The sequence below is a fragment of the Collimonas sp. OK242 genome (genome assembly GCF_900107095.1).
In the GTDB taxonomy this organism is placed as follows: Bacteria; Pseudomonadota; Gammaproteobacteria; order Burkholderiales; family Burkholderiaceae_D; genus Collimonas.
The window spans coordinates 20,129-36,896 of the sequence record NZ_FNOR01000002.1 but is presented as its reverse complement, the minus strand read 5'-3'; the positions used below and the strand labels follow the sequence as shown (position 1 = coordinate 36,896).

15 protein-coding genes are annotated in these 16,768 nt (G+C 58.5%); 7 read left to right on the top strand and 8 right to left on the bottom strand.

The window, feature by feature from the left end:
• Positions 1-5: 5 nt before the first annotated feature.
• From BLV81_RS01830 to BLV81_RS01820, 3 genes are all read right to left on the bottom strand, one after another.
• Complete coding sequence (locus BLV81_RS01830; RefSeq protein WP_255364864.1) at positions 6-1,688, bottom strand: acid phosphatase; 1,683 nt, start codon at positions 1,686-1,688, stop codon at positions 6-8.
• Between the two features lie 60 nt (positions 1,689-1,748).
• Positions 1,749-3,107, bottom strand: coding sequence for a glutathione-disulfide reductase (gene gorA / locus BLV81_RS01825; protein ID WP_092351839.1), 1,359 nt, complete (start codon positions 3,105-3,107; stop codon positions 1,749-1,751).
• A gap of 64 nt (positions 3,108-3,171) precedes the next feature.
• Positions 3,172-3,444, bottom strand: a complete 273-nt coding sequence (locus BLV81_RS01820) for a DUF2917 domain-containing protein (protein WP_176992705.1) — start codon at positions 3,442-3,444, stop codon at positions 3,172-3,174.
• A 237-nt stretch (positions 3,445-3,681) separates the two neighbouring features.
• On the opposite strand from BLV81_RS01820, the gene BLV81_RS01815 reads away from it, so the two are divergent.
• The 3 genes from BLV81_RS01815 to dinB all read left to right on the top strand — a co-directional run bounded on the left by BLV81_RS01815 (position 3,682) and on the right by dinB (position 7,088).
• Positions 3,682-4,314, top strand: a complete 633-nt coding sequence (locus BLV81_RS01815) for a LysE family translocator (protein WP_092351836.1) — start codon at positions 3,682-3,684, stop codon at positions 4,312-4,314.
• Positions 4,315-4,377: 63 nt separating this feature from the next.
• Positions 4,378-5,799 carry a cardiolipin synthase gene (gene cls / locus BLV81_RS01810; RefSeq protein WP_092351834.1) on the top strand — a complete coding sequence of 474 codons (1,422 nt, stop codon included), beginning with the start codon at positions 4,378-4,380 and terminating at the stop codon, positions 5,797-5,799.
• Between the two features lie 131 nt (positions 5,800-5,930).
• Positions 5,931-7,088 (top strand): DNA polymerase IV, encoded by a 1,158-nt coding sequence (gene dinB, locus BLV81_RS01805; protein WP_092351832.1) that lies wholly within the window; start codon positions 5,931-5,933, stop codon positions 7,086-7,088.
• Between the two features lie 25 nt (positions 7,089-7,113).
• Here the strand turns inward: dinB and BLV81_RS01800 are convergent, their stop codons facing one another.
• The gene (locus tag BLV81_RS01800) at positions 7,114-7,728 is read right to left on the bottom strand and encodes a putative pterin-binding protein (RefSeq protein ID WP_092351830.1); all 615 of its coding nucleotides are present in this window, start codon (positions 7,726-7,728) and stop codon (positions 7,114-7,116) included.
• 152 nt (positions 7,729-7,880) lie between these two features.
• Here BLV81_RS01800 and BLV81_RS01795 point away from each other — a divergent pair, with 152 nt between their 5' ends.
• Complete coding sequence (locus tag BLV81_RS01795; RefSeq protein ID WP_092351828.1) at positions 7,881-8,090, top strand: hypothetical protein; 210 nt, start codon at positions 7,881-7,883, stop codon at positions 8,088-8,090.
• A 71-nt stretch (positions 8,091-8,161) separates the two neighbouring features.
• Here the strand turns inward: BLV81_RS01795 and BLV81_RS01790 are convergent, their stop codons facing one another.
• Both BLV81_RS01790 and BLV81_RS01785 read right to left on the bottom strand, forming a co-directional pair.
• The gene (locus tag BLV81_RS01790) at positions 8,162-8,980 is read right to left on the bottom strand and encodes an SDR family oxidoreductase (RefSeq protein WP_092351826.1); all 819 of its coding nucleotides are present in this window, start codon (positions 8,978-8,980) and stop codon (positions 8,162-8,164) included.
• A gap of 78 nt (positions 8,981-9,058) precedes the next feature.
• The gene (locus BLV81_RS01785) at positions 9,059-10,495 is read right to left on the bottom strand and encodes an MFS transporter (RefSeq protein WP_092351824.1); all 1,437 of its coding nucleotides are present in this window, start codon (positions 10,493-10,495) and stop codon (positions 9,059-9,061) included.
• Positions 10,496-10,587: 92 nt separating this feature from the next.
• Here BLV81_RS01785 and BLV81_RS01780 point away from each other — a divergent pair, with 92 nt between their 5' ends.
• Genes BLV81_RS01780 through BLV81_RS01770 form a run of 3 tightly spaced genes read left to right on the top strand, consistent with a single transcriptional unit; the run spans position 10,588 to position 13,611 of the window.
• Positions 10,588-11,277, top strand: a complete 690-nt coding sequence (locus BLV81_RS01780; RefSeq protein ID WP_176992704.1) for an ArsR/SmtB family transcription factor — start codon at positions 10,588-10,590, stop codon at positions 11,275-11,277.
• A 39-nt stretch (positions 11,278-11,316) separates the two neighbouring features.
• A complete protein-coding gene (locus tag BLV81_RS01775) occupies positions 11,317-12,384 on the top strand; it encodes a DMT family transporter (protein ID WP_092351820.1) in 1,068 nt (355 codons plus the stop codon).
• 30 nt (positions 12,385-12,414) lie between these two features.
• Positions 12,415-13,611 (top strand): MFS transporter, encoded by a 1,197-nt coding sequence (locus BLV81_RS01770; RefSeq protein ID WP_255364863.1) that lies wholly within the window; start codon positions 12,415-12,417, stop codon positions 13,609-13,611.
• Between the two features lie 99 nt (positions 13,612-13,710).
• Here the strand turns inward: BLV81_RS01770 and BLV81_RS01765 are convergent, their stop codons facing one another.
• Together BLV81_RS01765 and BLV81_RS01760 are read right to left on the bottom strand one after the other, a co-directional pair.
• Positions 13,711-14,364 carry a peroxiredoxin gene (locus BLV81_RS01765; protein ID WP_092351816.1) on the bottom strand — a complete coding sequence of 218 codons (654 nt, stop codon included), beginning with the start codon at positions 14,362-14,364 and terminating at the stop codon, positions 13,711-13,713.
• A gap of 235 nt (positions 14,365-14,599) precedes the next feature.
• Positions 14,600-16,660: an OPT family oligopeptide transporter gene (locus BLV81_RS01760; protein ID WP_092351814.1), complete on the bottom strand. Its 2,061-nt coding sequence runs from the start codon at positions 16,658-16,660 to the stop codon at positions 14,600-14,602.
• Positions 16,661-16,768: the final 108 nt, after the last annotated feature.

Genomic DNA, 16,768 nt, shown 5'->3' with positions numbered 1-16,768 from the left:
CAGCGCTAAGCCAAATCCAAGGTATTGGTCAGGTCGCCCAAGGGCGCCTGCCGGTTTTCCCTGAACGCCTGATCGCGCGCAATCAATGCGTCCAGCTTGCGCAATCCGTGCAGGCGGGTAATGAAACGCATGATGGAAGTCGTATCGTAGACCGTATGATCGACAAAACCTTTCTTGGCATACGGCGAGATGACGGTGGCAGGCACCCTGGAACCCGGCCCCCAGCGATCGCCCTTCGGCGGCGCCACATGGTCCCACCAGCCGCCGTTCTCATCATGCGCGACGATCACCACCATGCCCTGCCATTGCGGTCCGCGTTGCAGGTGCGCGATGACATTGGCAATGTGCCGGTCGCCGGACTCGACGTCGGCATAACCCGCATGCAGGTTCAGATTACCCTGCGGCTTATAGAAACTGACCTGAGGCAAGCGCCCCGCATCTACGTCCGCCAGGAATTTATTGGTGTTCGGATCGTCGCCCAGCCCGGCATCTTTCAAATGCTCCTCGCGCAATGCGGTTCCGGGCGCGAAACTCTTGAAATAGTTGAAGGGCTGATGATGATATTGGAAATTAGGCCCGGCATCGTCGTTCGCCTTGCCCTCCAGCGCCGCTTGCCATGCGCCGGAATACCAGGCCCAGCTGACGCCCTTTTCCGATAGCCGGTCGCCGATGGTCGGATAGGTTTGCGGCGGCAGCACCATCGGATCGCTAGCGTCGGCATAAGCGGCGTCGCTACCCTTCGCCGGTTTGACAAAACTAGGCTGATACGGCGGCGCCATCGTATTGACTGCATAGCCGTCCGGCGTGATGGCGCGGTCGCGCAGGAATTTTGGCGGTCCGTCGATGGCCGAGGCCGGATTCTTGTCATCCAGCTTCAAACGTGTGCCTTTCGGATCATCGCCTTCCACGGTCGATACATTGTGCCGGGCCGGACTGTTGTGGACGTCGGGATAGAAAGGCGTCTGCCCGGAAATCAGAAAGATATGGTTGAGATAAGAGCCGCCGAAAGCCGACATGAAGAAATTGTCGCACAAGGTATATTGCTCGGCCAGTTTCCATAGACGCAGCTTGCTGGCGGTTTCGCCATAGTGCCCCATGGTGAGCGCACCGGAATCGGCCCAGGCGACAAACTGGTCGTTTTTACCGCCGTTGATCTGCATCTGGTTTTGGTAAAACTTGTGCCACAAATCGCGCGTGATCACTCCCTGCGGCAACGGTTTTCCTTGCTGATCGCTCAACTTGAACGGGGCGTTCGGCAAACCGGTAATCTGTCCCTCTGCAATCACATAGCGCTGGCCGTTGACTTGCTGCGCCTGCGGCACCATCCCGCCCCAGATCTTCGGCAGCTGCGCCAGCGGCGTTTTGCCGTCGCGGTCCAGCTGCGTGTAATTGCCTTGCATCGCCTGCGCCAGTGGCCTTTGCACGCCGGGGAAATTACCGTATAGATTATTGAAGCTGCGATTCTCGGCGTAGATCACCACCACATGCTTGATGGCAGACCGCAGCTGGCGGTCCAGCAGTTTCTCCTGGCTTGCATCCGCTATTTGCTGCTTGCCGTCGCTGGCGCAGTCGGACAACGCCAGGCTGGCGCCCACCGCAACTACGCTACCGAGAAAGCGGCGCCGCGTGAAGCCCGCGATGTCGTCGCCCTCGGTCTCTGTCAATTCTGTTTTTTCGTTTTCAATCATAGTTTGTCATGTTAGCAGCAGACGTTCGTTTTTAGGTGCTCATCTTTTACCATGGGCCGGTCAATCCGGGCGCGCCGTTCTCAGTGTGACGAACTCTTCCGCCGAGGTCGGGTGGATGCCGATGGTATCGTCGAATACGCGCTTGGTGGCGCCAGCGCGCAAAGCCACTGCAATCCCCTGGATGATTTCGCCGGCATCCGGCCCCACCATGTGGCAGCCGAGCACTTTATCGCTGTCGGCGTCGACCACCAGCTTCATCATGGTTTTCTCATGGTAGTCGCCAAGGCTCAGCTTCATCGGGCGAAACCTGGTCTCGAAGATTTTCAGCTTGTGCCCGGCGCTCTGCGCTTGCTCTTCTGTCAGTCCAACCGTGCCGATGCTGGGCAAGCTAAACACCGCGGTCGGAATCAGCTGATAGTCCACCGGACGATACTCTTCGGGACGGAACAGGCGCCGCGCTACGGCCATGCCTTCGGCAAGGGCCACCGGAGTGAGCTGCACTTTTCCGATGACATCGCCCAATGCCAGGATGCTCGCTTCCGAGCTGCGGTATTCTTGATCGACCTTGATAAAACCTTTGGCGTCCAGCGCCACCTCTACATTCTCAAGACCCAGCTCATCCAGCATCGGCCGCCTGCCGGTCGCGTAGAACACGCAGTCGGTGTCGAGTACACGGCCATCTTTCAGGGTTGCCCTCAAACTGCCGTCGGCCAGCTTGGCTATGCCGGCGATATCGGCATTGAATTGCAGGTCTACGCCCTTTTTCTGGAATTCGTCATTGAGATGCCGGCGCACGCCATGGTCGAAACCGCGCAGGAACAGATCGCCTCGGTACAGCAAGCTGGTTTGCGCACCAAGTCCATGAAAAATCGAAGCAAATTCGACCGCAATATAGCCGCCGCCGATCACCAGCACGCGGCGCGGCAATTCCTTTAGAAAAAAAGCTTCGTTGGAGGTAATGGCAAATTCTTTGCCGGGAATATCCGGCACCTGCGGCCAGCTGCCGGTGGCAATCAGGATGTTGGCTGCACGTATGCGCTGGCCGTTAATCTCAACCGTGTGCTTGTCCAGCAATCTGGCGTGGCCTTCATGCAGGACGACGCCGCTGTTGAGCAGCAAGCCGCGATAGACTTCGTTGAGTCTATGGATCTCGCGATTCTTGTTGGCGATCAGCGTGGCCCAGTCGAATTGCGGCTTGCCTGCGCGCCAGCCAAAACTGGATGCGACGTCGAAATCGTCGCTGAAATGGGCGCCGTAGACCAGGAATTTTTTCGGCACACAGCCGACATTGACGCAAGTACCGCCTAGGTAACGGCTTTCCGCCACAGCTACGCGGGCGCCGAACCCAGCCGAAAAACGCGCGGCGCGCACGCCGCCGGAACCGGCTCCGATCACAAACAGATCGACATCGAAAGACATAGGCATTCTCCATGGCCTTGAGCAGGCCGAAGCGCTCGCTCAAAGCGGCGAGCAATGCCAAATCTTACGCCATCGCCTGCTCGTAGGTGAAACTGGAAGATTTCAGGGCGGTGATCACGATATGTTTTGCGCCATGCATTTCAACGTCCTTATTTTCATTCAAGAAAATATCCCCTTTGAAATTTTCTGCGGTAATCCATAACAGGCCGCTCAGGCACTTGATTCTCTCGCCTTGTTTCAAGGCTTTCTGAATCGAAATGGTCTGATCCTCTGCAAGGTAGACGATATCGTGCGTGTGTTCACGGGTCAGCAGGTGGCCGATGCTTTCTGATTTCATGGTTTTGCCTCGGTATGTTGGTGTCAATCGCGTCAAACCTTGATTGCCGGTCCATATGCTCACTATCATTTATTCCAGCAATCAATACAATCCACGAAATCAGAACAACACTTATGCCACCCAAGCACAAATAAAAACCAGCCATCGTTTAATTAACTATGCGAGGCGGCAAGTTTTACCGCAAAATACGCAGACCGCCCCTGAACGGGTTTCCCAACAATCTTTTGCTTGCCGCTTATGCCAAATCTTAATTTACTGCTGGGTTTTGCACTGGTCGCCTTCGGCATGGTGCTGACGCCTGGCCCCAACATGATTTATCTGATCTCGCGTTCGATTTGCCAAGGCCCGAAAGCCGGCTTCGTGTCGCTGGCCGGCGTGGCGACCGGTTTTGTGTTTTACATGCTGTGCGCAGCGTTCGGCATCACCGCCCTGCTATTTGCGATACCCCTGGCGTATGATTTGCTGCGTTTCGGCGGCGCCGCCTACTTGCTTTATCTGGCATGGCAAGCGGTAAAGCCGGGCGGCCGTTCGCCGTTCACGGTGCGCGACCTGCCCGCAGACAGCAACCGCAAGCTGTTCATGATGGGCTTGTTCACCAATCTGCTTAACCCCAAGGTCGCCCTGCTGTATCTGGCGCTGTTGCCACAGTTTATCGACCCGAACGGCGCCAGCATCCTGGTGCAATCGCTGATGCTCGGCGTGATCCAGATTGTGGTCAGCATCACGGTCAACTCGATGGTCACGCTGGCCGCCGGCTCGATTGCCGGCGTACTGGGCAGCCGGCCCAGCTGGCTGCTGATCCAGCGCTGGCTGATGGGCACAGTCCTGGCAGGCCTGGCCGTACGGATCGCACTGCAGGCAAAAAAATAAGCGCGCCAGGCATTACGATTATTGGCTAACATGCAAGCTGCCATGAGATTCGGAGTTATCTGAATGCCGCATTTGCCGTTTGCCCAGATTTCGATTGTCGTTCTGCTGTTGCATGCCGCCGGCGTCGTCGCCGCAGTCCACGCCCTGATGCACACCCGCACCCCGCAGGGAGCGGTGGCCTGGGTGTTCGGGCTGGTGCTGCTGCCCTACTTCACCCTGCTGCCCTATCTGTTCCTGGGCAGTAAGCGTTTCTCCGGCTATGTCGAGATGCATCACTCACGGCTGGCGCGCCTGCGCCGGCTGGACGATCCGGCTCAGCTGGCCTTGTCCGCCGAATACCCGCCGCACACCGGGGCACAGCGTTATCAAGCCATCAGCAAAATGCTGGGCGCACCTTTCCTGAGCGGCCATCGCCTGCGCTTGCTGGTCAATGGCGCAGCCAGTTTTGAAGCGATGTTCGCTGCGATCGCCGGTGCTGAACATTACGTGCTGGTGCAGTTTTTCATCATCCACGACGACGAACTGGGGCAAAGGCTGCAAGGCGCGCTACTGGAACGCGCCGCCGCCGGCGTCAGCGTGCACGTGCTCTACGACGGTGTCGGCAGCCACGACCTGCCGCCCACCTATGGCGCGGTCCTGCGTGCCGGCGGCGTCCATATCCATCGCTTCGCCACCCGCCGCTGGCGCAATCGTTTCCAGCTCAATTTCCGCAATCATCGCAAGGTAGTGGTGGTGGACGGCTGGCGCGGTTTTGTCGGCGGCCTGAATGTCGGCGACGAATACCTTGGCCGCAAGCCGCCGCTGGCGCCGTGGCGCGATACCCACATGGAATTGCAAGGGCCGGCGGTCGCCGATTTGCAGCTGGCCTTCGATGAAAACTGGCAGTGGATCACCGGCCAGCCGCTGGCCCTGCTGGCGCCGCGCGCCAGCGGCGGCGAGGCCACCAGCCTGATAGCCGCGACCGGACCGGCAGATGCGCAAGAGACCTGCTCGTTATTTTTCGTGCAGGCGATACACGCCGCCCGTCACAGGCTGTGGCTGACCACGCCCTACCTGGTGCCCGACTCGGCGGTCAACGCCGCCTTGCAGCTGGCGGTATTCCGCGGCGTCGATGTACGCATCCTGATCCCGGCCATCCCGGATCATCGCACCGTCTTCCTGGCGTCGACCTTGTACGCGCATGAATCGGTACGCGCCGGCATACGGGTGTTCCGCTATCAGCCAGGTTTTACGCATCAAAAAGTGCTGCTGGTCGATGACGATACGGCTGCGGTCGGCAGCATGAACCTGGACAACCGTTCACTCCGGCTCAATTTCGAAATCGCCGCATTGAATATCGACACGGCGTTCGCCGCGGAAGTCGAGCGGATGCTGGCGGCGGATTTCGAGCAAGCGGTCGAAATTGACGTCAGCGACTATAGCCGCTTGCACTACTTGTACCGGGTGCTGATCCATGTTGCGCGCTTGCTGAGTCCGGTTCTATAAAGCCGACCGGGATAAAATTAATTACCTAAAGAACAATCAAATATTTCGCTAAGAGCCATGCTCGCATAACTGTATTTATATACAGTAGTGGTATGCTATGGCCGTATCAAATACCACTATTCTTTGACTTCATGCCTTCGCCCATTCGTCGTATCGCACATCTGGATATGGACGCTTTCTACGCGTCGGTGGAACTGCTGCGCTACCCGCAGCTGCGCGGCCAGGCCGTAGTGATCGGCGGCGGCTCCCGGCACAAGCCGGAACCCGGCGCAGACGGTCAACTCCGCTATTCCAGGCTGCGCGACTATGTCGGCCGCGGCGTCGTGACCACCTCCACCTACGAGGCGCGGGCCTTGGGCGTGTTTTCCGCCATGGGCATGATGAAGGCCGCCAAGCTGGCGCCGGACGCGATTCTGCTGCCGACCGATTTCGACTCTTACCGCCATTACTCCCGCCTGTTCAAAGCGGCAGTGGCCGAGCTCGCACCGTTGATAGAGGATCGCGGCATTGACGAGATCTATATCGACCTGAGTCAACACCCGGACGAGGTTCGGATCCTGGCGCAACGGATCAAGGATGCCGTGCGCACGGCCACGGGATTGTCGTGCTCGATCGGCATCGCACCCAACAAGCTGTTGGCCAAGATCAGCTCGGAACTTGACAAGCCGAACGGCCTCACCGTCATCACCGAGGCCGACATCCAGTCGCGCATCTGGCCGCTGGCTGCACGTAAGGTCAACGGCATCGGCCCCAAGGCGGCGGAGAAACTGACGGCTCTCGGGCTGCACACCATCGGTGAATTGGCCGCAGCCGACCCGGCCGTGCTACAAGAAAATTTTGGGCGCACCTATAGCGAATGGCTGATGCGTACCGCCATGGGCCTGGACGATCGTCCGGTGGTGACCAGCTCGGAAACCAAATCGATCAGCCGCGAATCGACTTTTGAAAGAGATCTCCACGCCAAGCTGGACCGCGACACGCTCACCCCCATGTTCACCGACCTGTGTGTAAGACTTGCCGGCGACCTGCAAAGAAAAGGCTATGTTGCCCGCACGGTAGGGATCAAATTGCGCTTCTCTGACTTTCGCATCGTCACCCGCGATCTGACATTGCCCAATGCGACGGACGACGCCACCGCGATCCGGCAAGCGGCCGGAGAATGCCTGCGCCGGGTCACGTTGGATAGGCGCTTGAGATTGCTAGGCGTACGGGCCAGCGCACTTGCGAGAAAAGATGAGGCGGTGAACCAGTCAGTCGTCCTGCAGGGCGAATTGTTCAGCGACGAATAAGATTACAGACTACAGAAACCTTGCTTCATTTCCCCGCGACCACCTCTATGCAATACAAACCCCAGGGACAAAGCGCGAAGCGCTGGTTCAACGGTTTTTGCGCCTGCTCGGCGATACGATCGGCGTCATAGATCGCGAAGATGGGGCCGAAACCGCCGATCGACATCGGCTTGCCATCGATATGCGTTGCCAGGATATAGCCATACTTCCGTAGCTGCGCGAAACTCAGCTGCGGCATATAGCCGTCGACCGAATGAAACACAATCTGCGTCTGCGGCGCTTTGCTGGCGCCCAGCATATCCAGTACATCGGCCAGGCGAGGACCGCGCAGCTGATGCGGCTTGCCGTCATACTCCAGAGTCGGACTGATGGTTACCGCCGGCAGCTTGGCGAGTGCGGCAAGATCGAAGGCAAACGCGCTGCTGAACTGCACGTTCTGCTTATGCATCATCTGGTCGATCACTGCATCGGTCGGACCGCGATTGCTGCGTTCAATTGCGCCCGTAACGGTTAATACTGTCGGCACCGCAGCTTGCGATATGCCTTTGGCAGCGGCCTTCGCAGCAGGCGCTACCGCATGCATTCCCAGTGCGCCCGCAATCGAAGCGGTGGCTGTCGACAGAAACTGGCGTTTTTTCATTCAATGCTCCGTGACAAAGATAGTCGGGTGAATGCTACACCAAGTTACGATTCAACAACACTGTCGTTGTCAACCGAATATCCCCCACGGCGTTTATAAGGAATCCCGCTGTCAACGGGGATTGTTAAACCCAATCAACGGAAGGAATCAATATGAAAAAGCTATTTGGCATCGCCGCTCTCCTCTTCGCATTGACACCATTCGCACAAGCCCAGAATTCGGGCGACCCGCTGGCCGGCCATCCCGACGCCCGCAACGACCGTCCAGTAGAAGCCGCCAAGCAAGCACCTGCCAAGCATCACGGCAAAGCAGCAAAAAAACACCATCAGAAAGCCGAACAGAAAGACGAGCAGAAAAAATAATTTGCAGCAGAAACACTGGCTCGCGCTGCGGTCTTTGCAGGTGAGTCAGTGCTTGAGCACAAAATACCCGCTTACGATTTGGCGCCAGGCATGATCGCCGCGGTTACCTCCATCATGAACGCGGCGGCGCCACCCAGCGACCAGCCGCCATCGACCGGCAACACCACGCCCGAAATATAACTGGCCAGCGGCGAGGCGAGGAATATGGCTGCGTTGGCAATGTCGCGCGGCGTTCCCTGCCGTCGCAGCGGTACGGTGGAAGCGATCCTGGCTTTCAGCGCAGGAGTCGGAGCCAGCCTTTCCATGCCTTCCGTGCCGCCAATCGGCCCGGGCACAATCGAATTGACACGTACACCCTGCTCGCCCCATTCCATCGCCAGAACCCGCGTTAGCATATCGACGCCGGCCTTTGCCGCACATACGTGGGCCTGCAATTCCATGGGCAGGAATGCCTGGGGCGCAGAGATATTGATGATCGCCGCACCTGGTTTGGCAAGATAAGGATACGACGCACGCAGCACGTGGAAAGAGCCTAGCAGGTCAATGTCGACCACCGACTTGAAGCCATTGGGCGACATGCCGAGTGCCGTTGCCGGGAAATTGCCGGCGGCACCGGACACCAACACGTCGATCGGGCCGAATGCCTGGCCCGCGCCGGCGAATGCCGCTGCAACCGCATCGGGATTGCGCACGTCGGCACAGAAACCGGCCGCCTCGCCCCCGTGCCGCGACAATGCAAATACCGCTGCATCAACCTTGTCTTGCGAACGACTGGCTACTGCCACTCTTGCTCCCTGCTCGGCAAAAGCGTGAGCAATGCCCAGGTTGATACCGCTGGTGCCGCCAAAGACGAATACTGTCTTACCCTTGAAATCGAATGGATTGATCATGTCGATGCCTTTGAAAGACGTTTTACACACTTGCCCTGCTGACTATCGAATAATGTACGCCAAAATGCCCGGGGCAACTCATTTCCCGCTGGCCGGCCGCACCAGATAAGCCAATCCCGCTGCAATCGATAGCAGGATGGTCGCCGTCAACATGGCAATTTTTACTCCGATGATCGCATCCCCGCCGTAACTATCGCTGACCAGCGCGCCAAATACCGCCACCCCGAATGCTCCGCCGACCTGCCTGGCGGTATTCAGGACTGCAGATGCGGTCCCGGCCCGAGCCTTCTCGACTCCTGATAATATCGAGGTCGTCATGGCCGGCACCGCCAGCCCCATGCCGGCCGGGATCAACACGAAACCCGGCAGCATCTGCAGGAAGCTGGCGTCTGTCGCAATCCCGACAGTCCCGAGCAAGCCGTACCCCAAGGCACCGATGAAGCCGCCCAGCATCATCGGCAAACGTATGCCGGCGCGCCCGATCAGCCAGCCGCTGACCAGATTGGAAAGAATGAAGGTGCCGGTCAGCGGCAAAAACGCCAGCCCCGCTTGCATCGGATTGTAGCCCTGTATTTTTTGCAGATAAAAACTGATCACGAAAATCACGCCGTAGTAGGAAAAGTTCACCAGCACCCCAAACAGGACGGCCGCTGTAAAGCTGGTCTGATGAAAGAAATTCAACGGCAGCATCGGATGCTCCGCCTTCTTTTCTACCATGATGAAGGCAACGCCGGCGACCAGCGCCAGGCAGAATCCGGATAATACCTCCGGGTGCCCCAAACCCAGCGGGTGGAGTTCAATCACCGCGCCAACCAGTCCGGTCAGCGCAAGAATCGCCAGTATCTGCCCCAGGAAATCGAAGGAATGCGCGTGTTGTTTGGCTGCCATGGCTGGCACCACGCGCATGGTCAGTATGAAACCCAGGATGCAAATCGGAATATTCACCCAGAAAATACTGCGCCATCCTGCAGTCGCCAACAGCAAGCCGCCTAACACCGGGCCGGCGGCAATCGAGACGCCGCCTGCCGCCGTCCAGAGTCCGATGGCTTTGGCCAGTAATTTCTTGTCGTGGGCACAAGCACGATTCAGTATTGCCAAAGAACTGGGCACCAGCAATGCCGCGCCGATTCCCTGGATTGCCCGGGCAATATTCAGAAAGGCGGCATCGGGCGATAGGCCGCAGGCGGCCGATGCCAGGGCAAACAGCAGGAAGCCGGCCAGGAACAAGCGCTTGGAACCGAATTTGTCGCCCAAGGCTCCGGCCGACAATAGAAACACGGCAAAACCCAGGGTGTAGGCATCTACCACCCACTGCAAGGCTGAGACGCGCGCATTCAGATCGGCGCCGATCTGCGGCAATGCAATGTTGACGATGGTGATATCCAGCTGAACGATGATAAAGGCGAAACTGCTGGCCGCAATAGTCCAGCCTACTACCGGCGTTGATGTTGGCGTTTGCGTAACAGGGGTAGTGCCATCTCTATCTATTACCGGCACCGATTGGGAGGATGTCATTGCAGCGGCTCCGTTGCACAAGTGGTCAAGTCCCGATTCTGAGTCAGTTGCGGCCGCTTGTCACACAACAACAGTACGGTTACCATCAAACTATGAACGACGAACCCGACCTCGGCCGACTGGCCCGCACCATCGGCGATCCGACCCGCATCCGCATGCTGTCGCTGCTGATGGAAGGACGCGCCCTGACCGCCAAGGAGCTGGCATACGGCAGCGAAATCAAGCCAGCCACTGCGACTCCCCATTTGCGCCAGCTGCTGGAAGACAAGCTGCTCGACATGAGCACTCAAGGCCGGCACAAATACTTTCGCCTGGCCTCGCCGGAGGTGGCGCGCCTGATCGAATCGTTGATGGTGTTTGCGCCGAAACGCAAGCGTATCGGCCCGGCTACCGGCAACGACGCCATCTGCACCGCACGCTTTTGCTACGACCACCTGGCGGGAAAACTCGGCACCCGATTGACCGAGGTGCTGCTTGAACGCGGCTTGCTGAATGCCGACGACGGGGTATTTTCACTGTCGGCGCAGGGCGAAACCTGGTTCAAGCACCTTGGGATAGATACCGGGGAATTACGCAAGAGCCGACGCCAATTTGCCTATCCCTGCCTGGATTGGAGCGAACGCCGGGATCATCTGGCCGGCGCCTTGGGAGCAACGCTGGCGAAACGCATGATCGAGCTCGGGTGGCTGACCAGAACAAAAAATTCACGCGTGGTTGGCATCACGCCGGAAGGCCATGCTGCGTTGGCGGAACAGTTCGGGATCGCGCTGCATCAGGAATAAGCGACTCAGCATTTCAAGGCAAGACTCAAGGAAAAACCCATGCATCAAGGTGTTCTCTTCGCATTGCTGGCGGCGGCGTTATTTGGCGCCAGCACGCCTTTTTCCAAGCTGCTGGTGGGGCAAGTCTCACCGGTCATGCTGGCCGGCCTGCTCTATCTCGGCAGCGGTCTCGGTTTATCGCTCTGGTATGGAATACGACGCGCGCTTTCAGGTAATCAATCACGTCAGCAAGCTGGCGGCGCATTGTCCAAAGCTGACTTGCCGTGGCTAGGCGCAGCGATTTTAAGCGGCGGTATCTGCGGCCCTATCCTGCTGATGCTCGGCCTCTCGATCACCCCTGCTTCCAGTGCTTCCTTATTATTGAACATGGAAGGCGTCCTGACAGCGGCTCTTGCATGGTTTGTTTTCAAGGAAAATTTCGATCGCCGGATTATTCTGGGCATGCTCGCCATCGTACTGGCCGGGATCTTGCTGTCATGGCAGCAAGTACCGGAGTTTGGCGTTCCCTGGGGACCTTTGGCGATTCTCGCAGCCTGCCTGTGCTGGGCCATCGACAATAACCTGACGCGCCGGATTTCCGCCAGCGATGCTGTCCAGATTGCTGCGCTCAAAGGCATGGTCGCCGGCGTAGTCAACCTGAGCCTGGCCTTGCTGCTGGGCGCGCAATTGCCCGCCATCGCCAGTATCGGCGCCGCAGCGCTCATCGGTTTTTGCGGGTACGGCGTCAGCCTGGTGCTGTTCGTCCTGGCGCTACGCCATCTGGGCAGCGCCAGGACCGGCGCCTACTTTTCGGCAGCGCCATTCATAGGCGCTGCGATCTCCTTGCTGGTGTTGCATGACACGGTGGGCGGCTTGTTCTGGCTGGCCGCAGGACTGATGGGAACCGGCATCTGGCTGCACCTGACTGAAAGCCACCAGCATCCGCATACGCACGAAGAAACCGAGCATGCGCACAGCCACCGCCACGATCCGCAAGACCCCCACCACCAGCATCAACACGACTTTGACTGGGACGGCCGCGAACCGCACAGCCATCCTCACCGCCACCTGCCCATCAGCCATAGCCACGCGCATTACCCGGACATACATCATCGGCATAGCCATTGAGATAGCCAGGTTTTTTCAAGGAGCATGCAGTTGCAAACTACTGATGTAGCCAAAACGCGCATATTGCGCCAGATCCCCGCAGGTGTCTGGGTGCTCGGATTCGTGAGCCTGTTGATGGATATTTCCTCGGAAATGATCCATAGCCTGCTACCGCTGTTCATGGTGACAACGCTCGGCGCCAGCGCTTCGGCTGTCGGGCTGGTAGAGGGCCTGGCCGAATCGACCGCCCTGATCGTCAAAGTGTTCTCAGGCACACTGAGCGACTATCTCGGCAAGCGCAAAGGGCTGGCAGTGTTTGGCTACGCTTTGGGCGCACTGAGCAAGCCGCTGTTCGCCATCGCGCCGGCCATCGGCATCGTGTTGTTCGCGCGGCTCCTGGATCGTATCGGCAAGGGAGTACGGGGCGCGCCGAGAGATGCATTGGTCGCAGACATTACCCCGGCGCACCTGCGCGGCGCCGCATTTGGCCTGCGCCAGTCCCTCGATACGGTGGGCGCATTCCTTGGCCCTTTGCTGGCGGTTGGTTTGATGCTGCTTTGGGCCAACGACTTTCGCGCCGTGTTCTGGGTCGCAGTCATTCCTGGCTTGATGGCGGTTGCGCTGCTCTTCGTCGGCGTGCACGAGCCAGAACATCATCAGTCCGAGAAGCGCACTAATCCGATCCGGCGGGAAAACCTGAAACGGCTTGGAAGCTCTTACTGGTGGGTGGTTGGCGTAGGTGCGGTATTTACACTGGCGCGGTTTAGCGAAGCGTTCCTGGTCCTGCGCGCACAGCAGAGCGGTATTCCTATTGCCATGGTGCCGCTGGTCATGGTGGCCATGAATATAATCTACGCCCTGTCTGCGTACCCGTTCGGCAAACTCTCTGACCGAATGAACCATAGACGATTATTGGCGCTGGGCTTGATAGTTCTGATCGCGGCCGACCTGGTGCTGGCCGCCAGCACTCATTGGGGCGTCGTACTGGCAGGAGTCGCCCTCTGGGGTCTGCACCTGGGCATCACACAAGGTTTGCTGGCAACCATGGTGGCGAATGCAGCACCGGCCGATTTGCGCGGTACCGCATATGGTTTCTTCAACTTGATGAGTGGACTTGCCATGCTGCTGGCAAGCGTACTGGCTGGACTATTGTGGGACCGGCTTGGCGCCGCGTTCACCTTTTATTCTGGCGCGATTTTTTGTGCGCTGGCGCTAGCCGCCTTAGCCAAGACTGCCGGCGTGCGTTGAATCCCGACCCGGCAGACGATCGCATGCATGTTGCACCGAATTGGGAAGAGTCCGTCGTTTCCTCCCAATTCGTCTTCCCGATTCTCCGGTTCTTTTCTTTTACTTCGGTTGCGACACGATCCGTAAATACGGTTTCAATGTTTTGAAACCCTGCGGGTATTTCTTTTTGGCGTCCTCGTCGGAAACCGAAGTGGGAATGATGACATCCTCACCGGGCTTCCAGTTCACCGGCGTCGCCACGGTATGCCTGGCGTTCAGCTGAATCGAATCGAGCAAGCGCAGCACCTCGTCGAAATTGCGGCCTGAGCTCATCGGATAGACGAACATTGCCTTGACCTTCTTGTCCGGTCCGACGATGAATACCGAGCGCACGGTGGCGTTGTCTGCCGCGCTGCGCTGTCCGCCGCTGGCGTTGGGATGAATCATGTCGTAGAGTTTCGCGACCGTCAGATCAGCATCGCCGATCATTGGATAGTTGACCGCGTGGCCTTGCGTCTCCTCAATATCCTTGACCCAGGCCTGGTGGTCGCTGACAGGATCCACGCTCAGCCCCACGATCTTGGTGTTGCGTTTGTCGAACTCCGGTTTCAGGCGCGCCATATAACCCAGCTCGGTAGTGCAGACCGGGGTGAAATCCTTCGGGTGGGAAAACAGGATGGCCCATTGATCTCCGATCCACTCGTGAAAGTGGATCTTCCCTTCAGTGGTTTCGGCAGTAAAATCCGGAGCTACGTCACCTATGCGAATTGTCATTTTCAGCCTCCATCATGAGTGTGTCGGGATGCCTGGGCCGCCATAGGGGCGACGGCCTTGTGAAACTCTGCGTGCAGAGTCTCATTGAGCATCCTGGAACAATCATTCTAGTCAATCGGCTTGGTTTTCACAGACTTCTCTGAAGTCGCAGAAATTTTATTGCAATAATTACATGAAGATAGTGCGCGGTGCGGGAGACTATTGCGCACCTTGTGCAATAGTCCCGGCCACCCATCTATGCCTTCTGTGCCGTCAATACGCGACGCGAGAAGACCCAGGCCACAGCTGCAAATACAATCAGACCTAGCCATTGCGCGGTATTTTCAAACGTGCCGCCAACCAGCGCCAACGGCGAATCGCTGCCGGTAAAACCGATAATGGCCGCCAGCAACACACCTACCAGGCTTTCACCGACGATCAGGCCGGAGGCCAGCAAGACACCGCGCCGGTTCGGCGCTTCGGCGAACTGCGCGTATGGCAGGCCTTGCTTCTGCGCGCGTTTTTTCAAGATGCGTTCTATGACCCAGGCCAGCAATGTGCCCAGCACCAGTGTCGAGGCAACCGTCGGCGGCAGATAAATGCCTATACCTACCGCCAGCACCGGCAAGCGCGCGACGCCGCCGCGGTGGCGCAGTACCTCATCGATCGCTACCAGCACCACGCCCAGGCCAAGACCGATCAAGATCATGTCCCAGTTCAGCTGATGGGTAAAAATCCCGGTTGCGATGGCCGTCATCAAAGTCGCTTGCGGCGCCGACAAGGCATGCGCCACATCCATCTCCGCGCGCGGCATCGCTCCGGCAAAACCGTAGGCGTTATAGAGCAGCTCAAGCACCGGCGGAATCACCACGGCGCCGACCACGCAGCCGATCAGCAGCGCCACCTGCTGGCGCCAAGGCGTGGCGCCGACCAGCCAGCCGGTTTTCAGATCCTGCAGGTTATCGTTGGAAATAGTCGCCACGGCGATCACCGCCGAAGTGGCAAAGATGGCTAGCGCAATCCCTAATTTATTCCCGCTTTCAGTGGCCAGCAGGCCGTCACCGCCGCCAATCAGCAAAATCAGCAGGGAAACCAGCACCACGGCAACAATGCCGACGCCGGAAATCGGGCTGGCGGAAGAACCGATCAGTCCTGCCATGTAGCCGCAGGCAGCGGCAATCAGGAAACCGAAGATAAACGCAAACAAGACGCTGTAGGCAACCAGGCCCCACACCATGCCGGCGGACAAAGGCGCGGCGCTCAGGAAACTGGCAAAGGTGGCCACCAGGATGGCTACCAGCCCCAGCGTGATGGCGATGATCCAGCCCGGCGCCAGATCGCGCTCGGTACGTGGAATATTGATGCGGCCATTGCCGCCGCGCAGCGCCTGGAAGGAAGTTTTGACGCCTTCCAGCATCGGCTTGAACAGTGTGATCAGCGTCCATACCGCCGCCACGCCGATGGTGCCGGCGCCGATGAAGCGCACGTCTTTGCTCCACAGTCCGGTCGCATATTTGGCCAGCGTCATGCCGTCCGGAATGCTGTGCATCGAAGTCAGCACAGGTACTGCCACGCCCCAGGCGATCAGCAAGCCGATCAGCATGGCGATGCCGGCCACGATACCGATCAGGTAACCGGCGCCCAGCAACGCCAGCGAAAATCCGGCAGACAAACGCACTACCGCAGGTCCGGCTGCAAACCACAGGTTGATGCCTTCGCCCAGCACCCGGAAACCGGATGAGAACAAGGTCACGATGGCGGCGGTGAAACCACCGGCCATGATGTCGACGATGCCGGTTTCGGCCTTGGCTCCGGCCTTGCCGGTCACCGCGTCGAGTTCGACTTCCGCGCTGCCGACCCGCAGGATTTCCGCCGCCGCCACACCTTCCGGATAAGGCAGGTCGCTTTGCACCACCATCGCGTGCCGCAGCGGAATAGTGAACATCACGCCCAGCATGCCGCCGGCGGCGCAGATCGCCAGGGTTTGCCAGTAAGGGAAGCCCTGCCAGTAACCGATCATGACCAGTCCGGGCAGGATAAAGATAATCGAAGACAAGGTGCCCGCAGCCGAAGCCTGGGTTTGCACCATATTGTTTTCAAGAATATTGGCGCTCTTGAACATCCGCAGCACCGCCATGGAAATCACTGCGGCCGGAATGGCGGAAGAAAAAGTCAGGCCGACTTTCAAGCCCAGGTACACGTTGGAGGCGGTGAATACGACCGTTATCAACGCGCCTAGAATGATGCCCCGCAGCGTCAGCTCGGGCAGCGAAACATTGTCGGGAATACGACCAGTTTTATTCAACAAATCGGACATCGAAACTCCATCACCAAAATTACAATCTGCCAATTATCCTCGAAACAGTTGCCCCTCATCAAAGAATTTGACTTGGGTCTACAATGCCAAGGGACAACGACTCTGAGC

Coding starts and splice junctions, on each gene's coding strand:
- gorA (WP_092351839.1), bottom strand. CDS start 3,107: ATGTCTTTCGATGTCGATCTGTTTGTGATCGGAGCCGGTTCCGGCGGC.
- cls (WP_092351834.1), top strand. CDS start 4,378: ATGCCGCATTTGCCGTTTGCCCAGATTTCGATTGTCGTTCTGCTGTTG.
- BLV81_RS01815 (WP_092351836.1), top strand. CDS start 3,682: ATGCCAAATCTTAATTTACTGCTGGGTTTTGCACTGGTCGCCTTCGGC.
- BLV81_RS01760 (WP_092351814.1), bottom strand. CDS start 16,660: ATGTCCGATTTGTTGAATAAAACTGGTCGTATTCCCGACAATGTTTCG.
- BLV81_RS01780 (WP_176992704.1), top strand. CDS start 10,588: ATGAACGACGAACCCGACCTCGGCCGACTGGCCCGCACCATCGGCGAT.
- BLV81_RS01800 (WP_092351830.1), bottom strand. CDS start 7,728: ATGAAAAAACGCCAGTTTCTGTCGACAGCCACCGCTTCGATTGCGGGC.
- BLV81_RS01765 (WP_092351816.1), bottom strand. CDS start 14,364: ATGACAATTCGCATAGGTGACGTAGCTCCGGATTTTACTGCCGAAACC.
- BLV81_RS01790 (WP_092351826.1), bottom strand. CDS start 8,980: ATGATCAATCCATTCGATTTCAAGGGTAAGACAGTATTCGTCTTTGGC.
- BLV81_RS01785 (WP_092351824.1), bottom strand. CDS start 10,495: ATGACATCCTCCCAATCGGTGCCGGTAATAGATAGAGATGGCACTACC.
- dinB (WP_092351832.1), top strand. CDS start 5,931: ATGCCTTCGCCCATTCGTCGTATCGCACATCTGGATATGGACGCTTTC.
- BLV81_RS01795 (WP_092351828.1), top strand. CDS start 7,881: ATGAAAAAGCTATTTGGCATCGCCGCTCTCCTCTTCGCATTGACACCA.
- BLV81_RS01775 (WP_092351820.1), top strand. CDS start 11,317: ATGCATCAAGGTGTTCTCTTCGCATTGCTGGCGGCGGCGTTATTTGGC.
- BLV81_RS01830 (WP_255364864.1), bottom strand. CDS start 1,688: ATGATTGAAAACGAAAAAACAGAATTGACAGAGACCGAGGGCGACGAC.
- BLV81_RS01820 (WP_176992705.1), bottom strand. CDS start 3,444: ATGAAATCAGAAAGCATCGGCCACCTGCTGACCCGTGAACACACGCAC.